Raw genomic sequence first — 16,021 nt, 5'->3', positions numbered from 1 at the left:
CCAAAAAATTCCAATGAGCATACACTTACTCAAAATCTTTTCTATTATAACACCCTTGCTTTTAAAATAGTACCTTTTTTTAAAATTTACAGGCTAACGAAAAGATTTCGGCATAAAGCGATAACTTCTAAGAAAAAATTACTTGCAGTGTACCCTAAAAAGATTGAAAAAAGTACGATTGCCATTCTAATTTGCGTATTATGCATTGGTCTAAAAAAAGTCTCAATGCGTAACGAACGTAAAGACCAGAAGGCTAAGTAGATAAACGCCAAATGACTCACGATTCGAAGTATCGCATCAATTCCGTATACTTGCATAATGACGTCCTTTCTAACAGTTGTTTTTATAATAACTAATAAAATGATAATACCATAAAATGTATAAAAGGAAAAACAAGTATACTTAAAAATAGAGGAATACCCTTACATTTTTAGGAAATAAGGGAAAAAATATGCAAAAAAAGAGACTGAGACAAAAGTCTTGTCTCAGTCCTTTATTCCAAATAAACGGTGTTCTCCTGCCAACTCCTCGGTCACAAGCCACAATATTCATCGAACATGAGAACCTGTTTTTTAATTTGTTCCTTGTGACTCGGAGCTGAATGGCAGGCTCACGACCTCTGATTCACGGTGTTCCAGAAGTAGCTTCTTCGGAAATAAGCTGACCACTTCTGTCACAACCTCTGATACACGGATAAACATCCGCTTCTCATTTTATGAGTGCTTAGATACTTTAATACGATTGATTGCTCGATGCAACGCAACAGTTGCCCGCTTCAATTCGTTCGTATCTTGTTTTGCTTTTGCTTCTTCGATTTGGCGTTCTGCACGTTGTTTTGCACGTTCCGCACGAGATACATCGATATCCCGTTCACGTTCCGCACTATCAGCAACGATTGAAACAACATTATCACGCACTTCCATGATTCCGCCATTCACAGCAATCCAATCGACATGGGTATCTGAATCTGTTCGTTTTACACGAACTTCATCAATCGTCAAAGGAACGATGATCGGTGCATGTTTAGGCAAAATCCCAAGCTCACCAGCTGTCGTACGTGCGACGACGATAGCTGCATGGTGATCATAGACCAAACCGGCAGGAGTTACCACATTTACTGTTAAATATTGATCCATGGGGCACCCCTTTCTAGTAGCCTAGTGTTTTCGCTTTTTCTACGACGTCTTCGATTCGGCCAACACTTCGGAAAGCTTCTTCAGGAAGATCATCGTATTTGCCTTCCAAGATTTCGCGGAATCCTTTCACTGTTTCTTCTACAGGAACATAAGAACCTGGAAGACCAGTAAATTGTTCAGCCACGTTAAAGTTTTGTGACAAGAAGAATTGGACTCTGCGGGCACGAGAAACTAACACTTTTTCCTGATCGGATAATTCATCCATACCTAAGATAGCAATAATATCTTGTAATTCACGATATCGTTGCAATACGTGTTGGACTTCTGTTGCTACTTTATAGTGTTCTTCTCCCACGATTTCAGGTGCTAAAGCACTTGAAGAAGAAGCCAATGGATCTACCGCTGGATAAATCCCTTGTTCTGTTAATTTACGTTCCAAGTTGGTTGTCGCATCCAAATGGGCGAATGCTGTTGCCGGCGCCGGGTCAGTGTAGTCATCGGCTGGCACATAGATGGCTTGGATCGATGTAATCGAACCTTTTTTCGTAGATGTGATACGTTCTTGCAATTGACCCATTTCTGTTGCCAATGTTGGTTGATAACCAACCGCAGAAGGCATCCGTCCTAACAAGGCTGATACTTCAGATCCAGCTTGAGTGAAACGGAAAATATTGTCGATAAACAACAGTACATCTTGGCCTTCTACATCACGGAAATATTCCGCGATCGTCAAACCAGTTAACGCAACACGCATACGTGCACCTGGTGGTTCGTTCATTTGACCGAACACCATGGCTGTCTTTTCGATAACTCCTGAATCTTTCATTTCATAATACAAGTCATTACCTTCACGAGTACGTTCACCGACACCGGTAAATACAGAAATACCACCGTGTTCTTGGGCGATATTATGGATCAGTTCTTGGATCAGTACGGTTTTACCAACACCGGCACCACCGAATAGTCCAACTTTCCCACCTTTTAAATATGGGGCAAGCAAGTCGATAACTTTGATCCCTGTTTCCAAAATTTCTGTACTTGTGCTTAATTCGTCAAAGGCTGGTGCTTTTTTATGAATTTCGCTTCTTTCCGCATCTTCTGGGAAAGGTGTTTCTAAATCGATCGTATCTCCTAGTACGTTGAATACGCGACCTAATGTTTCTTTACCTACAGGAACAGAGATTGCTTTGCCTGTATCAATGACTTCCATTCCTCTTTGTAAACCATCTGTTGACTCCATCGCAATGGTCCGGATCACTCCGTCCCCTAATTCTAATGCTGCTTCAAGAACAACTTTTGATTTATTTTCGTCATTTTTATAAACAACTAATGCGTTGTTGATATCTGGTAAGGATTGGTCTAAAGAAAATTCCACGTCGACAACGGGACCGATTACTTGAACAATCTTGCCTGAACTCATCTTTTTTCCTCCAATCTCAATACTATTCTAGTGCCGAAGCTCCGGCAACAATTTCGGTAATTTCTTGGGTAATAGCCCCTTGTCTTGCACGGTTATAAGAAACCGTCAGCTCATCAATGATATTAGCAGCATTATCAGTTGCTGTTTTCATTGCTGTCATACCAGCAGCATGTTCTGCTGTTTTGGCGTCAACGATCGCACCGTAGATCAAACTTTCAGCATACTGAGGCAATAACTGAGACAAGATTTCTTCTTTTGAAGGTTCAAAAATATATTCTTGTTCGAAAGTCGTTGCTTCTTCTGGATCTAAGTCTGAGATTGGCAGCATTTTTTCTACACGAAACTGACTAGTTAGCGAATTGATATGATGGTTATAACATACGTATAATTCATCGAATACTTCGTTTTGGTACATAGTTGTTGCCATATTTACGATTTTGCGGACTTCATCAAAGCTTGGCTGATCAGATAAATTGCGCAGCTCATATGCTAGGTTGATACCGCGTGCTTTAAAGAAGTCTGCACCAGTTCCGCCAATTGCGATCATCACGTAATCATCGGGTGATTGGTGGTCTTCTTCTAAAATAGACATCGTTTGTTTCAATATCGAACTGTTATATCCACCGACCAGACCGCCATCTGCAGTGATGACGATATAACCGGTTTTCTTCACAGGACGGCTGAGCAGCATGCTGTTGTAATTGATATCCCCTCTAGGATTTTCTGAGGCAATATCATTTAACTGAGTAGCAGTCAAATGCGTAACGATTTCTCTTACTTTTGTTGCATAAACCTGAAACTTCTGTGAAGAAGCTTCAGATTTTGTCAACTTAGAAGCAGACACCATCTGCATTGCCCGCGTGATTTGGCTCGTTTTTTTCGTTGAAGCGATACGTGTCTTGATTTCATTTAATGAAGCACCCATTCATCTCACCTCACTATGCATTTTGAATGGATTTCAATTTATCTTCTGTAGAGGAATTATTTCCTTTTGTAGCTAAGAACATGTCTTTATATTCCTGAATCGCACTGTTCAACGTTTCTTCTTCTGGAAGATCTTTTGTTGTACGGATTGTTTCAAAAATATCTGAATGATTGGTATCCAGATATTCGAATAATTCATGTTCGAAGTCTAAAATACTGTCTACAGGGATACTGTCCAAGAATCCATGTGTCAAAGCATACAAAATCACTACTTGTTTTTCAACAGCTAGCGGTGCATGCAGTTTTTGTTTCAAGATTTCTACTGTACGGCGTCCACGATTTAGTTTTGCTTGTGTTGCCGCATCCAAATCAGAACCGAATTGTGTAAATGCTTCTAATTCACGATAACTTGCTAAGTCTAGACGTAAAGTCCCAGCAACTTTTTTCATTGCTTTGATTTGCGCAGAACCCCCTACACGAGAGACAGATAGTCCGGCATCAACCGCTGGACGAGTACCTGCGTAGAACAAGTCGCTTTCTAAGAAGATTTGTCCGTCAGTGATTGAAATAACGTTTGTTGGTATATAAGCAGAGATATCTCCAGCTTGCGTTTCAACAAATGGCAAAGCAGTCATTGAACCGCCGCCTAGATCATCACTTAATTTTGCTGCACGTTCTAATAAACGTGAGTGCAAGTAGAAAACATCCCCAGGATAAGCTTCACGACCTGGTGGACGGCGAAGTAGCAAGGAAAGTTCACGATAAGCAACAGCTTGTTTTGAAAGATCATCAAAAATGATCAATACATGTTTACCGTTGTACATGAATTCTTCACCCATTGCAGTACCAGCATATGGTGCGATATAAAGCAATGGTGCTGGTTGAGACGCACCGGCATTCACAACGATTGTGTAATCCATTGCGCCATATTTTTTCAATGTTTCAACTTGTGTACGAACTGTAGAATCTTTTTGTCCGATTGCTACATAGATACAGATCATATCTTGACCTTTTTGGTTGATGATCGTATCGATCGCAATAGAAGTTTTCCCTGTTTTACGGTCACCGATGACTAATTCACGTTGTCCGCGTCCGATTGGCACAAGGGCGTCAATCGCTTTTAGCCCTGTTTGCATTGGTTCGTTAACAGATTTACGTTGCATAACGCCTGGTGCCATCGCTTCTACTGGACGAGCTTTGTCAGTAACGATTTCACCTAGTCCGTCGATTGGTTGACCTAGCGGATTGACTACCCGACCGATCAAGGCCTCTCCAACTGGAACTTCCATGATCTTACCTGTTCGTTTTACTTTATCTCCTTCACGAATGGACTCGAAATCGCCAAGGATAATGATACCTACATCATTTGACTCTAAGTTTTGCGCCATTCCGTATGAGCCGTTTGAAAATTCAAGCAACTCACCACTCATCGCGTTTTCTAAACCATGTGCACGAGCGATCCCGTCACCTACATAAGTTACGGTACCGATTTCTTCGACTGAAAGCACGTTTTGATAATTTTCAATTTGTTCTTTAATCAAGGCACTAATTTCTTCTGCTTTGATGGCCATTCGATTCACCTACCTCTTTGTACTATCTGTTTAATTGATTACGCATTTTTTCTAATTGCGTGCGAATGCTTCCGTCGATTACTCGATGGTTGGCTTCAACAATCGCGCCACCAATAATAGAAGAATCAACGATTTGTTTTAATTCAACTGATTGATAGTCCATTGTTTTTGCAACATTCTTTTCTAATTGTATTCGTTGTTCGTCTGAAAGTGGGACTGCTGTTGTGACACTTCCCAATAGTAACCCTTGATGTTCATCATATCGACGTTCATATTCTTCGATCATGAACAAAAGGTCATCCATTCGGTTATACTCATAAACAACTTCTAAAAAGTTTTTAACGATCCCATCATAACCGCTGACAAGCTTGTCCATGATTTCTCGTTTTTCATGAGGTTCTAGACGAACATCACTTAACATATTCCCTAATCCAGGTACTTGTTCATAGATTTGACGTAAACTTACGAGATCTTGATAGATTTCTTCTGCTTGATTTGAATCGATCGCCAGTTCAAATAAAGCTTTCCCGTAACGTCTTCCTACTGTGTATTTATCTAGTTTCATTTGAAGAACCTAGACCTTTAATGTATTGATTGATTAATGATTCATGCATTTCTGGAGATAATTCTTTGTTCAAGATTTTTTCCGCGATTTGAAGAGAGAGTTCTGCAACGTCGTCTTTTACAGAGTTCAGCGCTGAATCACGTTCTACAGTGATATCAGCTTGGGCTTTGCTCTTTAGACGAGCTGCTTCTTCTTGAGCATCCTTCAAAATATTTTGGCGGCTTAATTCTCCACTTTCTTTCGCATTTTTGATGATATCAGCTGCATCAGAACGAGAGGCTAACAATTGTTGTTCGCGTTCTTGTTCCATTTTCGCTGAGTTGATGCGAGATTGTTCTGCAGAATCTAAATCATTGGCGATCTTGTCTTCACGTTTTTTCAAAATATCGCTGATTGGTCCCCAAGCAAAGTGCTTCAAGAGAGCCAGTAGTATCAAAAATGAGCCGCTGACAACGATGATATTACCTAACATCGCATTGCCAACTTCTGCAATTGCCAATTGATTCAGCATAGGCGAGCCTTCCTTTCTTTGGAGTATTTCTAGTTTCCATGTAAAAAAGCAGTAACAAACGATGTTGTTTCTGCCTTAATACTGATTCAATTAAACGGCAAAAACTAGAATCAAGGCGATAACTACCCCTAAGATAGGAACAGCTTCAACTAGAGCTACCCCGATAAACATTGTTGTACGGAATTGACCAGACATTTCAGGTTGGCGAGCCATTGATTCAATTGTTTTAGAGATAACTTGACCGTTACCATAACCGGCTCCGATTGCTGCTCCCATGATTGCGATTGCTGCTGCGATATAATTCATAATTGTTTTCCTCCTAAAATAGATAAATAGTAGTTTGTTTTTTAACCGAGTATTATTCTTCTACTTCAATCTTATGGCTCATATAAACCATTGACAAAGTAACAAAGACAAATGCTTGGATGCTCCCAATAAACAAGGAGAACGCGATCCAGACCATCTCTAATGGAATTGCTAATGGTAATGAGAACCAGCCTAAGCTTGTCATCATTTTTGCAATCAAGGTTAGCAAAACTTCCCCCGCATAAATATTCCCATAAAGACGTAAAGCAAGTGTTAATAAGTTTGTAAATTCTTCAATCAGTTTCATCGGAAACATAAAACTATAGGGTTTCAAGAACGAATTTACGAAATATCCTTTGAAGCCTAACTTTTTCACCCCGAATAAGTGAGTAAGTAAGATCATTATAAATGCCAAAGTTAAAGTAACAAACGGGTCTGCTGTCGGGCTTTTCCAAAGTGTTGTTTCGTTAGGTAAGACGATTTTTGTTACTAAACCGATGTTGTTTGCAACAAAAACAAATAAAAACAATGTAAATGCCAACAAATGGAAATTGCTCAATTCTTTTCTAGGCAGATTATCTGTTACGATTCCTCGACTAAAATCAATGACCCATTCTATCGCATTTTGTTTGCCTGTTGGTTTCAACTTAAGATTTCTTGTAAAAAAGTAAGTTAAGAAGAAAACAATCAAACAGGTCAGTAACACCATTATACAAACTGTACCATCAAACCAAATTGGTCCAATGTGGAACGTTAGCGAGCGTTCATCCAATCCATTTCACCTCTTTTCCCCGAAATTCACATAAAATCAATTCATGTGCGTATCTGGTTTTTTCCAATCGGTTTCTAACCACACGGTATCATACCACCATGAAACAGAAAATTCAAAACATTTTCATGAAAATTAGACACTTTTTTATTTCAGTCAAAAACGAAGCGAATTTTTCCCCATACACGGTGCTCCTGATCTAAGAAAAAACCTGTGATAATCATGTTTTATCAGATTAAATGCTAACAAATTTTATCATTAAGTAAAAGCAAAAGCACCGAATATGCGAAAAAGGATAATGAAATTATCTAGAGAAATTTTTTAATGTTCGATCAATTTGTCGATCGATATCTTTTCGTTTCAAATCTTCCCGTTTATCATACGATTTTTTCCCTTTTGCCAGACCAATCAATACCTTGGCATAGCCGTTACGAATATAGACTTTTAGAGGAACAACAGTGATTCCCGTGTTTTTCAATTCGTTTTCAAGACGAACGATTTGTTTCTTGTGCAATAATAGTTTTCTCGTGCGCAACGGATCATGATTAAAAATATTTCCTTGTTCATAAGGACTGATATGAACATTATGCAAGAAAGCTTCCCCGTTGCGGACACGAATAAATCCATCTTTCAGATTGATCCGGCTGTTTCGTATCGACTTGATCTCCGTTCCTTGCAAGACCATCCCTGCTTCCATCGTGTCGATGATCGAATAATCATGGCGAGCTTTCTTGTTTTGTGCAATTAGTTTTCCCTCGCCTTTTGGCATAGCTGTTTCCTCCAACTCATTTTATTTTTTCTTTTTCTTCTTTTTGACACCTTTATAAAATGGCTTTTTCCCTTTTTTCTTACCGAACGTTTGCTTACTATCACTATATCGTTTGTTCTTCTTGCCATTTTTTTCTGAGCGTTTGCCTGCTTGTTTTCCTTCTCGTTTTCCAGATTTTCCATTGCGTGCTTTTGGACGTTCCAACGCAGTGACCTCTTCTGCGGAAACGAGTTCAAAATCTACTGCTCGTTCATCTGGATCAGCTTTGACTACTTTTACGCGCACTTTTTGTCCGATTTTAAAAGTCAGACCGGTTCTTTCACCTACAAGCGCTAAATGATTTTCAATAAAATGGAAGTAGTCTTGTTTCAATTCATTGATATGGATCAATCCTTCTACTGTATTCGGCAGTTCGATAAACAGTCCGAATTTCACAACAGAGCTGATGATCCCGTCGAATTCTTCTCCCACTTTGTCCATCATGAATTCTGCTTTCTTCATCGCATCTACTTCACGTTCTGTTTCTACTGCGCGACGCTCCATCTTAGAACTATGATCTGCGATTTCAGGAAGTTCCTCAGCCCATAAACTTTGATTGCTTTCACTTTTATCTTGGCTATAGGAACGGATCAGCCGATGGACGATCAGATCGGGATAGCGTCGAATAGGAGATGTAAAATGTGTGTAGTAATCTGCTGCTAAGCCATAATGCCCAAAATTGTCTTCTGAATAGCGTGCTTGTTGCATACTTCTTAGCAACATAGTATTGATAACTGCAGCTTCTGGTTTATCTTCTACTCCTTCGATCACATGCTGTAAATCTTTCGGTGTGATCGTTCCTTTCGTTCCTCGTACCAGAATGCCCAAAGCTGAAGCAAAATCAAAGAAGCGCTGCATTTTTTCTTCTTTTGGCTGTTCATGGATTCGATAAATAAACGGAAGATTTAATTTATTATAATGTTCAGCTACCGTTTCGTTGGCGGCAAGCATAAAGGATTCGATCAAGCGTTCACCTATCCCTCTGCTTCTTAGCTGGATGTCATTTGGGTGTCCTTCAGCATCAACAAGGATCTTCGCTTCACGATCCTCAAAAGAAATCGCTCCACGTTTGATTCGCATCGTTTCAAGGATTCGATGCAATTCACCCATTTCTTGGAACATAGGCACGAGCTGAGCATAGCGTTGCATCGTTTCTTCATCTTGATCTTCTAAGATTTGATTGACAGCTGTGTAGGTCATCCGTTCTGTTGTTTGGATCACACTTGGAAAAATCTCATGTGAGACAACTTGTCCATTTGGATCGATCTCCATTTCACAACTCATGGTGAGTCGTGGAACATGGGGATTCAATGAACAGATACCATTGGATAAACGTTGTGGGATCATCGGAATCACTCGATCAGTCAAATAGACACTTGTTCCTCTTTCGTATGCTTCTCTGTCCAGTTGACTGCCTTGCGTCACATAGTAAGATACATCTGCAATGTGTACTCCAAGAAAATAATTACCATTTTCTAATTTTTTGACCGTCACTGCATCATCTAGATCTTTTGCATCTTCTCCATCAATCGTAACGATGAGCTGATCTCTTAAATCTCTGCGTCCAACAATATCCTTTTCGCTGATCTGGTCTGGAACTTCATCTGCCTCAGACAACACATCATCAGGAAATTTTGTAGGGATACCGTTAGCCACGACAATCGAGAGGATATCCATGCCAGGGTCATTCTTATGACCAATCACTTGCTTGATTATCCCTTCTAAACTAGTCGCATACCCTTTTTCAGGGTAATGGGTCAGTTCGATCAGTACAATACTTCCGTCAACTGGACGAACTCCCTCTGCCGCTGCATACACTTTGAATTGGTTAAGCTTTCTATCTTTCGGGATGACCACACCATAAAGATCCGTTTCCTGTATCTCTTCGTCTGAATAAGCAACAAATTCTCCGGCTAACTGAGTAGTCGCTCGGTCTCGAATCTCCACTACTTTTCCCTCTGCTCCGCGATCCATATCTGTATTTGCTCGCTTCATGATATCAATTGCTACGGTATCCCCATCCATTGCAAAGCCAGTCGCTTCTTTCGGGATATAGATATCATCTTCTTCGGGATCAATCGTTACAAATCCAAATCCTCGTTCATTTGCCCGAAATGTCCCTTCGACCAAGATTGGTTTTAAAGGAAGTTTCACTTTTCCTTTTTTATTGAAAACGATACTCTGTTCTCTTTCCATTTGAGCAATCGTTTGTACTAGTAATTTAAAATCATCGCTTTTTTGAAAGCCTAGACCTTCAGCGATTTCTTCCATAGAAAAACTACGTTTGCGACTGCTTTCCATGAAAAAGAGAATTTTCTCTTTTATTGTTTCTTTTGTCATATTTATTCCTCATTCCAAGGTAATTTTTCTAAAAATTCCAACACGTCTTTTTCTAATTCGCGTCTTGCTGTACCAACTGTAATCACATGACCGCTTTCAGGATACCACTGAAGTGTCACCCGTTGGCGGCTCAATTTGCGTGCCGTTTCAAATACACCATTTGGGTCAATCATTTCATCTTTCCCAGCTTGAGCTAAAAATATCGGCTGTTGGATATCTGATAGTCTACTTTCTGCGATTGCTGCTTGGTCTTGTATATCCATTAATTGATGTTCAGCTAACGAGCGGTAAGACACAGCTTTTTCATTGATTTCTTTTTCTGATTTGCCTGCTATCTTCAGCACTTGACGTACATATTTTTCAAAATTTTCAGGCACGTTTGTTTCTACAGGAGACAGGGGCGAACAGAAAAAACCGCCGCCAATTACTGATTCTTCTTCTAGTGCCCGTACAGCAAAGATGCCACCCATCGATAATCCCAATACGGCAATATCAGAAAACTGTTCAGACTGTAAAAAATGGATGGCTTTTTTAGTATCTGCCCACCAGCTTTCTGCTTTTTCTTGCAAGATATCATATGGCTCCATCGTTCCATGTCCTTTAAATAGCGGCGCATAGACTGTATAATCTGCTTTTTCTAAAAACCGTGCGAGCATCCGGACATCATTTGGACTTCCTGAGTACGCATGAAGCAGCAAAACTGCTCGTTTTCCATGTTTTGCATAAAGGGGTTTTGGTAATTGTTTCACTCGTTTCACCTCTTTCGCCTCATTTTACCATAGTTTCTTTCATAACTTCTTCTTAAGCGTTCTCTTTGCAATAAAAAAAGCCGCCCGCCGTTGTGCGAGAGGCTTATTCGACTACTTCGAAGATAAAAATGCTAGGACAAATAATAAGATCATCCAGACAGCTCCCATGACTGCAGTTGATCGCTGCATGACAGCTTCAAAGCCGCGAGCTTTTTGTTTGCCGAATAGTTGATCCGCACCGCCGGTAAATGCACTCGCTGCACTATTTTGCTTGCTTGGCTGCATCATAATCGCAATGACCATAACAATCGATAAAACGATTACGATTCCCAAAATTAAATTATACATATAGCAGCCTCCTTCCCAAAAGATATCGTCTCTTTAACTTTATCATAGATAAAACTCCGTGACAACTCTATATAAATGGAAAAACAGCTGAAAGTGCAAAACTTTCAGCTGTTATTATTATGATTGGCGTAAGACGTCATGATATTCTGTTTTCTTCTCAAACTCTTTTTTTGCGTAAGGGCATAAAGGGATAATCTTTTTCCCTTCTCGTCTTGCTAGTTCTACTCCAGTATACACTAGCTTTTCAGCTAATTTTTGACCACGATATGCTGGATCGACAAATGTATGGTCAATGATCATGATGTCTGGCCCCGCATCCGACCATGTCATTTCTCCGATTTCTTGTTGCTCATCATTAAATAAAGCAAGACGATTTTTTTCCTCTTTGATTTCCATATGCCGCACTCCTCAAATAACTGATATTTTTTTATTCCTACCTTATTTTAACAGTCTCCTGGTCTATAAACAATTATTTATCCTTGGATTGCTTACAAAAAGGAAGAGAAAATCACTCCATCGTTATTCTTTGTTCAATAAATGAAAAAATCACTGTCCAATAGGTTTTCGGATCTTTCATCGATGCTTCCAAATGTTCTGCTTCTGGAACAAGCAGTAATGCTTTATCCCCTGCCGTAGCGTTTTGAATCGTGTATGCTGCTTCTGTAGGAACAAAATGATCTCTTTCACCATGGATGACTAACAAAGGCAAATGGTTACTACCAAGCTGTCTTGTAGCTGATGCTTGCTTTAAAGAATAACCTGCGTATTTCTGAGCATAGTGATTCGCATATCTCATGATCATTTTTTTAGGAAAGACCGTGATTTTACTTAGCATGTACCGAAATTCCGCATAAACAGAAACATATCCGCTGTCTAAGATAAATCCTTTGACTGCAGATGGAAGCTTTTCACCACTTGCCATCATAATCGTAGAAGCGCCCATCGAACCCCCGTGCAAAATAATGGAGGCATCTGGTTGTTCATCTAAGATGAGTTGGATCCATGCAATTAAATCTAGCCGGTCTAGCCATCCCATTCCGATGATTTCTCCTTCACTTTCTCCATGCGCACGTAAATCGGGTATAAGAACGTTGAATCCTTTCTCTGCATATCTTTTACCTATATGAGACATATCTCTTTTCCCTGTACTTCGATAATCATGTACACAAATGACCCATTTATTCTGCTGAGTTGGTTGGATGAACATCTGTCCAGCTAGTTTCAACCCGTCATAACTTTTGATCGTTTTCGGTATTCCTTGTTCCCAGAAGCTTTCACACTCTTCTTCTAATTTTTGTCGCTTTTTTTCTACTGACGTGACTGCAGCAGGATCCATCAAGCGGTGCCCAGTGTCTTCATACCAGTCATAGCCTCTCTGTACTCCCGCTCTTACTAATTTCTTTGCATAAAAATAAGAAAGAAAATGGTAACTGATTCCTATAATCATCAGAATAAGAATGAAATAAAAAATAACCATCGTACACCCGCCGCTTTCTGCCAAACTATAATCTATTTATTATACAATATACCGATCAATAGGATTCTTTTTCTTCGGCACACGTAAATTCCATTTCTTTTTCATTGTATCATTTACTTAAAGTTCTTCTCAATAGATTTACTTGTAAGAGAGCATTTACATTCACAATAAAAGCCAGTATACTAATTTCGTGCATTATAAACAAGACGCTCGTCTTGGACTGGTTCGGAAACTTCCCAGAATAAAAAACTAAGTATCTCTAAAGAAAGGAGATTGGAAATAATGCGAAAAGTAATTATTGATTGCGATCCAGGGATTGACGACACTTTAGCTTTATCACTAGCTGTCAAATCCTCTGATATCGAAGTAGTTGCTATTACCGTCGTTTGCGGGAATGTCCCTGTAGATATCGGTACGCAGAATGTGCTGAAATGTTTGGAACGCTGTGATCGTTTAGATATCCCTGTTTATCAAGGAATGGAAAAACCTTTGAAGCAACCTTTCATTAGTGCGCAAGACACTCATGGGATGGATGGATTAGGGGAAACAAATTTCCCGATGGTCATAGCAAAACAGGCAGAACCGCTCCATGCAGTTGATTTTCTGGCTGATTATTTCAAAGAAAAAACAGATACATCAGTCATTGCTTTGGGTCCTTTGACCAATATCGCTTCTGCTTTGAAAATCAACCCAACTGTTGGGAAACATATGGATCGTTTTGTCTCAATGGGCGGAACTTACAAAAGCCATGGTAACTGTTCACCAGTTGCTGAATACAATTACTGGTGTGATCCTGAAGCAGCTTCTTATGTATTCAAAAAGCTCAAACAACCGATAGAAATGGTTGGGTTAGATGTGACAAGAGAAATCGTTTTGACACCGACTATCCTTGAATATTGCTGCCAAATGAATCCTGAAGAGGGAGAGTATCTAAAAGCGATCACTCGTTTTTATTTTGACTTCCACTGGAAACAAGAAAGAATCTTAGGATGTGTCATCAATGATCCGTTAGCTGTTGCTTATTTTATCGATGAGTCCATCTGTGAAGGCTTTAAAAGCTTCACTGCTGTAGAAACTCAAGGAATAAGTCGCGGGCAAACATTGGTTGATCGTTATGAATTTTGGCAGAAACCTGCTAACAGTAAAATTATGACAAAAGTAGATACTCGTCTTTTTTTCCAAAAGTTTTTAACCGTTCTTTTAAATGCACAAGAAGAAACGATTATGAAAGATTTGGAAAGGTTAAAGATGGGCTAACAAAATGAATAAAAACAAGATGGCAACTCGCGTACTTACAATGATGGCTTTGTGTATTGGGATCAATTATGTTGGAGGAACGATTGCTTTATGGCTTCGTTTGCCAATCTATCTAGACTCTATTGGAACGATTTTTGCTGGCGCGTTGCTTGGTCCCATACCAGGAATGTTGACAGGACTATCCAGCGGTGTATTAAGCGGGGTGACTACAGATATTTTTTCACTGTATTATTCACCGATCCAAATCCTCACAGGTTTGTTGGCTGGATTGATTTTACCAAGGTATCTCGACAAAGACAAAAAACGTTTGAAACTTTTATTACTCGCTTTGATTTTGTCTGTACCTGGAACGATTGTCTCTTCGATCATTACCGTTCAGTTATTTGGCGGAATCACTTCCTCAGGATCTAGCATGATCGTCCAATTATTACATGGGTTAGGTTTCGATCAAACCATCAGTGTGATCTTGGTACAGGCGGGCACAGACTACCTTGACCGTCTGCTGTCTATCGTCGTTGTTTCATTAGTCATCACTATGTTGCCGCAGCGCTTGATATATTCCAAGAGAAAAATAGGATGAACAAACAGAGCCAGATGAGCAAAAAGTTGCTCATCTGGCTCTATTTTTCATCTATTAAAAAAACTTACGCTAAGTAGGATAAAATAATGGCTTGATATTTTTCGATCATATCTAAATAATTATCGAGCTCGACATACTCATCTACTTGATGAGGCAAAGTAACGACACCAGGCCCAAAGACGACAAAGTCGAAGGAGTGGTCAGCTTTCGTAAATTCGGCTGCATCTGTGGTTGCTGCCGCTCCAACTAAAGGTAATGGCTGACTGAATTGTTGCTGAATGCAATGAATCAAAGGAGAATCTGGATCAGCTTTGACAGGTATTTTGTTGTAATCGATCGTCAATTCCAAATGGTAGTCTGTCTCTTGATTCAATTCCTTGACGATTGATTGCAGTAATGTAATGATTTTATCATTTGGATATTCAGGAATCGATCGGATATTCCCTTGAAGCTGCGCGTGGCTCGGAATGCTGTTTACTTGATTTCCGCCGCTGATCAACGTGACGTTATGGATTGTTTTTCCTAAGACGGGATTCTCGATTGTTTCAGCGAGGTGATTCATTTCAACATTTGCTTTCGTAATAAATTCATTTAGATGATTGATCGCATTATAGCCTTGGTCTGGCATAGAGCTATGCGCTTCTTTTCCGTGCGAGATGACCGTATAGTTGATTGATCCCATGTGTGTGTACATCAAACTGTAATTAGTTGGCTCTCCGATGATCAAGGCATCTAAGTCATCCACATAGCCTGCTTTCGTGAGCTGTTCCCCACCTAATTCACCCACTTCTTCTCCGACAGTGGCTAATAATTTGACTGTTCCGTTAAATGGTTTTCCTGACTCTTTGAGCTCAATCATGGCAATCACCATTGCCGCCAAGCCACTCTTCATATCTGTAGCACCACGTCCGTACAAACGATTCCCATGGATTTCTGCTGCAAAAGGCGCATAGGTCCAAGACGATTCATTCCCCGCCGCCACGACATCCATATGTCCAGATAGGCCTAACACTTTTCCTGATTGCCCTTTTTGGAATTGAGCAATCAGATTATCTCTACCATTACTATAAGAAACAATTTCTCCTATTATGCCATGTTTTTCCAAAAGCTTATTCAAATAAGCTGCTACTTCGCCTTCGTTTCCATTCACTGATTTTATTCGGATAATCTCTTGTAAAATCGCAATTTTTTCTTCTTTTTTCATCTAATCTTCTCCTTTGCCGTTTCTTTTTATTGTATTGGAGTGCGCCTAGATTTTCA

The 16,021-nt window shown here is 39.8% G+C and carries 18 protein-coding genes and 1 riboswitch; of the genes, 2 read left to right on the top strand and 16 right to left on the bottom strand.

All coding sequences use genetic code 11. The annotated features are described in order from the left end of the window. Positions 1 to 86: 86 nt before the first annotated feature. From IGJ53_RS04100 to IGJ53_RS04030, 15 genes are all read right to left on the bottom strand, one after another. Complete coding sequence (locus IGJ53_RS04100; RefSeq protein WP_002300479.1) at positions 87 to 317, bottom strand: DUF1146 family protein; 231 nt, start codon at positions 315 to 317, stop codon at positions 87 to 89. Between the two features lie 396 nt (positions 318 to 713). Next, the gene (locus IGJ53_RS04095; protein WP_002289005.1) at positions 714 to 1,136 is read right to left on the bottom strand and encodes a F0F1 ATP synthase subunit epsilon; all 423 of its coding nucleotides are present in this window, start codon (positions 1,134 to 1,136) and stop codon (positions 714 to 716) included. 13 nt (positions 1,137 to 1,149) lie between these two features. Next, entirely contained in the window at positions 1,150 to 2,556 is a 1,407-nt protein-coding gene (gene atpD, locus IGJ53_RS04090; RefSeq protein ID WP_002289006.1) for a F0F1 ATP synthase subunit beta, read from the bottom strand. Between the two features lie 22 nt (positions 2,557 to 2,578). Next, a complete protein-coding gene (locus tag IGJ53_RS04085) occupies positions 2,579 to 3,481 on the bottom strand; it encodes a F0F1 ATP synthase subunit gamma (protein ID WP_002292792.1) in 903 nt (300 codons plus the stop codon). 13 nt (positions 3,482 to 3,494) lie between these two features. Then, complete coding sequence (gene atpA, locus IGJ53_RS04080) at positions 3,495 to 5,051, bottom strand: F0F1 ATP synthase subunit alpha (protein WP_002292793.1); 1,557 nt, start codon at positions 5,049 to 5,051, stop codon at positions 3,495 to 3,497. A gap of 22 nt (positions 5,052 to 5,073) precedes the next feature. Further along, positions 5,074 to 5,616 carry a F0F1 ATP synthase subunit delta gene (locus IGJ53_RS04075; protein ID WP_002292794.1) on the bottom strand — a complete coding sequence of 181 codons (543 nt, stop codon included), beginning with the start codon at positions 5,614 to 5,616 and terminating at the stop codon, positions 5,074 to 5,076. Next, on the bottom strand, positions 5,603 to 6,127 hold the full coding sequence (atpF, locus tag IGJ53_RS04070; protein WP_010732141.1) for a F0F1 ATP synthase subunit B: 525 nt from the start codon (positions 6,125 to 6,127) through the stop codon (positions 5,603 to 5,605). Before atpF ends, IGJ53_RS04075 begins: the two co-directional genes overlap by 14 nt. 90 nt (positions 6,128 to 6,217) lie before the next feature. Further along, positions 6,218 to 6,433: an ATP synthase F0 subunit C gene (gene atpE / locus IGJ53_RS04065; protein WP_002292797.1), complete on the bottom strand. Its 216-nt coding sequence runs from the start codon at positions 6,431 to 6,433 to the stop codon at positions 6,218 to 6,220. A 52-nt stretch (positions 6,434 to 6,485) separates the two neighbouring features. Beyond that, positions 6,486 to 7,205, bottom strand: a complete 720-nt coding sequence (atpB, locus tag IGJ53_RS04060; RefSeq protein WP_010732140.1) for a F0F1 ATP synthase subunit A — start codon at positions 7,203 to 7,205, stop codon at positions 6,486 to 6,488. A 301-nt stretch (positions 7,206 to 7,506) separates the two neighbouring features. Next, a complete protein-coding gene (smpB, locus tag IGJ53_RS04055; RefSeq protein ID WP_002292799.1) occupies positions 7,507 to 7,971 on the bottom strand; it encodes an SsrA-binding protein SmpB in 465 nt (154 codons plus the stop codon). A 21-nt stretch (positions 7,972 to 7,992) separates the two neighbouring features. Then, a complete protein-coding gene (rnr, locus tag IGJ53_RS04050; protein WP_002314673.1) occupies positions 7,993 to 10,350 on the bottom strand; it encodes a ribonuclease R in 2,358 nt (785 codons plus the stop codon). Between the two features lie 2 nt (positions 10,351 to 10,352). After that, positions 10,353 to 11,108, bottom strand: coding sequence for an alpha/beta hydrolase (locus tag IGJ53_RS04045; protein ID WP_002300470.1), 756 nt, complete (start codon positions 11,106 to 11,108; stop codon positions 10,353 to 10,355). Between the two features lie 102 nt (positions 11,109 to 11,210). Further along, positions 11,211 to 11,447 (bottom strand): preprotein translocase subunit SecG, encoded by a 237-nt coding sequence (gene secG / locus IGJ53_RS04040; protein WP_002292802.1) that lies wholly within the window; start codon positions 11,445 to 11,447, stop codon positions 11,211 to 11,213. A gap of 117 nt (positions 11,448 to 11,564) precedes the next feature. Continuing rightward, complete coding sequence (locus tag IGJ53_RS04035) at positions 11,565 to 11,843, bottom strand: GNAT family N-acetyltransferase (RefSeq protein ID WP_259741669.1); 279 nt, start codon at positions 11,841 to 11,843, stop codon at positions 11,565 to 11,567. A 112-nt stretch (positions 11,844 to 11,955) separates the two neighbouring features. Continuing rightward, positions 11,956 to 12,924, bottom strand: coding sequence for an alpha/beta hydrolase (locus IGJ53_RS04030; protein WP_259741668.1), 969 nt, complete (start codon positions 12,922 to 12,924; stop codon positions 11,956 to 11,958). 214 nt (positions 12,925 to 13,138) lie between these two features. Continuing rightward, positions 13,139 to 13,183, top strand: a riboswitch (PreQ1 riboswitch). A 23-nt stretch (positions 13,184 to 13,206) separates the two neighbouring features. Between IGJ53_RS04030 and IGJ53_RS04025 the strand changes: the two genes are divergently transcribed. Both IGJ53_RS04025 and IGJ53_RS04020 read left to right on the top strand, forming a co-directional pair. After that, entirely contained in the window at positions 13,207 to 14,181 is a 975-nt protein-coding gene (locus tag IGJ53_RS04025; RefSeq protein ID WP_259741667.1) for a nucleoside hydrolase, read from the top strand. A gap of 4 nt (positions 14,182 to 14,185) precedes the next feature. Further along, complete coding sequence (locus IGJ53_RS04020; protein ID WP_002400562.1) at positions 14,186 to 14,761, top strand: ECF transporter S component; 576 nt, start codon at positions 14,186 to 14,188, stop codon at positions 14,759 to 14,761. A gap of 64 nt (positions 14,762 to 14,825) precedes the next feature. On the opposite strand, the gene IGJ53_RS04015 is transcribed toward IGJ53_RS04020, so the two are convergent. Continuing rightward, complete coding sequence (locus tag IGJ53_RS04015) at positions 14,826 to 15,965, bottom strand: ArgE/DapE family deacylase (RefSeq protein WP_259741665.1); 1,140 nt, start codon at positions 15,963 to 15,965, stop codon at positions 14,826 to 14,828. Between the last annotated feature and the right edge of the window lie 56 nt (positions 15,966 to 16,021).

The organism is Enterococcus sp. DIV1283b, from assembly GCF_051710965.1.
Classification (GTDB): domain Bacteria; phylum Bacillota; class Bacilli; order Lactobacillales; family Enterococcaceae; genus Enterococcus_B; species Enterococcus_B lactis.
This window is presented reverse-complemented; position numbering and strand designations above follow the sequence as displayed.

What these genes read in the sequence shown, in the direction of transcription:
- IGJ53_RS04100 (WP_002300479.1), bottom strand. Translation starts at nt 317, where the DNA reads ATGCAAGTATACGGAATTGATGCGATACTTCGAATCGTGAGTCATTTG.
- IGJ53_RS04095 (WP_002289005.1), bottom strand. Translation starts at nt 1,136, where the DNA reads ATGGATCAATATTTAACAGTAAATGTGGTAACTCCTGCCGGTTTGGTC.
- atpD (WP_002289006.1), bottom strand. Translation starts at nt 2,556, where the DNA reads ATGAGTTCAGGCAAGATTGTTCAAGTAATCGGTCCCGTTGTCGACGTG.
- IGJ53_RS04085 (WP_002292792.1), bottom strand. Translation starts at nt 3,481, where the DNA reads ATGGGTGCTTCATTAAATGAAATCAAGACACGTATCGCTTCAACGAAA.
- atpA (WP_002292793.1), bottom strand. Translation starts at nt 5,051, where the DNA reads ATGGCCATCAAAGCAGAAGAAATTAGTGCCTTGATTAAAGAACAAATT.
- IGJ53_RS04075 (WP_002292794.1), bottom strand. Translation starts at nt 5,616, where the DNA reads ATGAAACTAGATAAATACACAGTAGGAAGACGTTACGGGAAAGCTTTA.
- atpF (WP_010732141.1), bottom strand. Translation starts at nt 6,127, where the DNA reads ATGCTGAATCAATTGGCAATTGCAGAAGTTGGCAATGCGATGTTAGGT.
- atpE (WP_002292797.1), bottom strand. Translation starts at nt 6,433, where the DNA reads ATGAATTATATCGCAGCAGCAATCGCAATCATGGGAGCAGCAATCGGA.
- smpB (WP_002292799.1), bottom strand. Translation starts at nt 7,971, where the DNA reads ATGCCAAAAGGCGAGGGAAAACTAATTGCACAAAACAAGAAAGCTCGC.
- rnr (WP_002314673.1), bottom strand. Translation starts at nt 10,350, where the DNA reads ATGACAAAAGAAACAATAAAAGAGAAAATTCTCTTTTTCATGGAAAGC.
- secG (WP_002292802.1), bottom strand. Translation starts at nt 11,447, where the DNA reads ATGTATAATTTAATTTTGGGAATCGTAATCGTTTTATCGATTGTTATG.
- IGJ53_RS04035 (WP_259741669.1), bottom strand. Translation starts at nt 11,843, where the DNA reads ATGGAAATCAAAGAGGAAAAAAATCGTCTTGCTTTATTTAATGATGAG.
- IGJ53_RS04030 (WP_259741668.1), bottom strand. Translation starts at nt 12,924, where the DNA reads ATGGTTATTTTTTATTTCATTCTTATTCTGATGATTATAGGAATCAGT.
- IGJ53_RS04025 (WP_259741667.1), top strand. Translation starts at nt 13,207, where the DNA reads ATGCGAAAAGTAATTATTGATTGCGATCCAGGGATTGACGACACTTTA.
- IGJ53_RS04020 (WP_002400562.1), top strand. Translation starts at nt 14,186, where the DNA reads ATGAATAAAAACAAGATGGCAACTCGCGTACTTACAATGATGGCTTTG.
- IGJ53_RS04015 (WP_259741665.1), bottom strand. Translation starts at nt 15,965, where the DNA reads ATGAAAAAAGAAGAAAAAATTGCGATTTTACAAGAGATTATCCGAATA.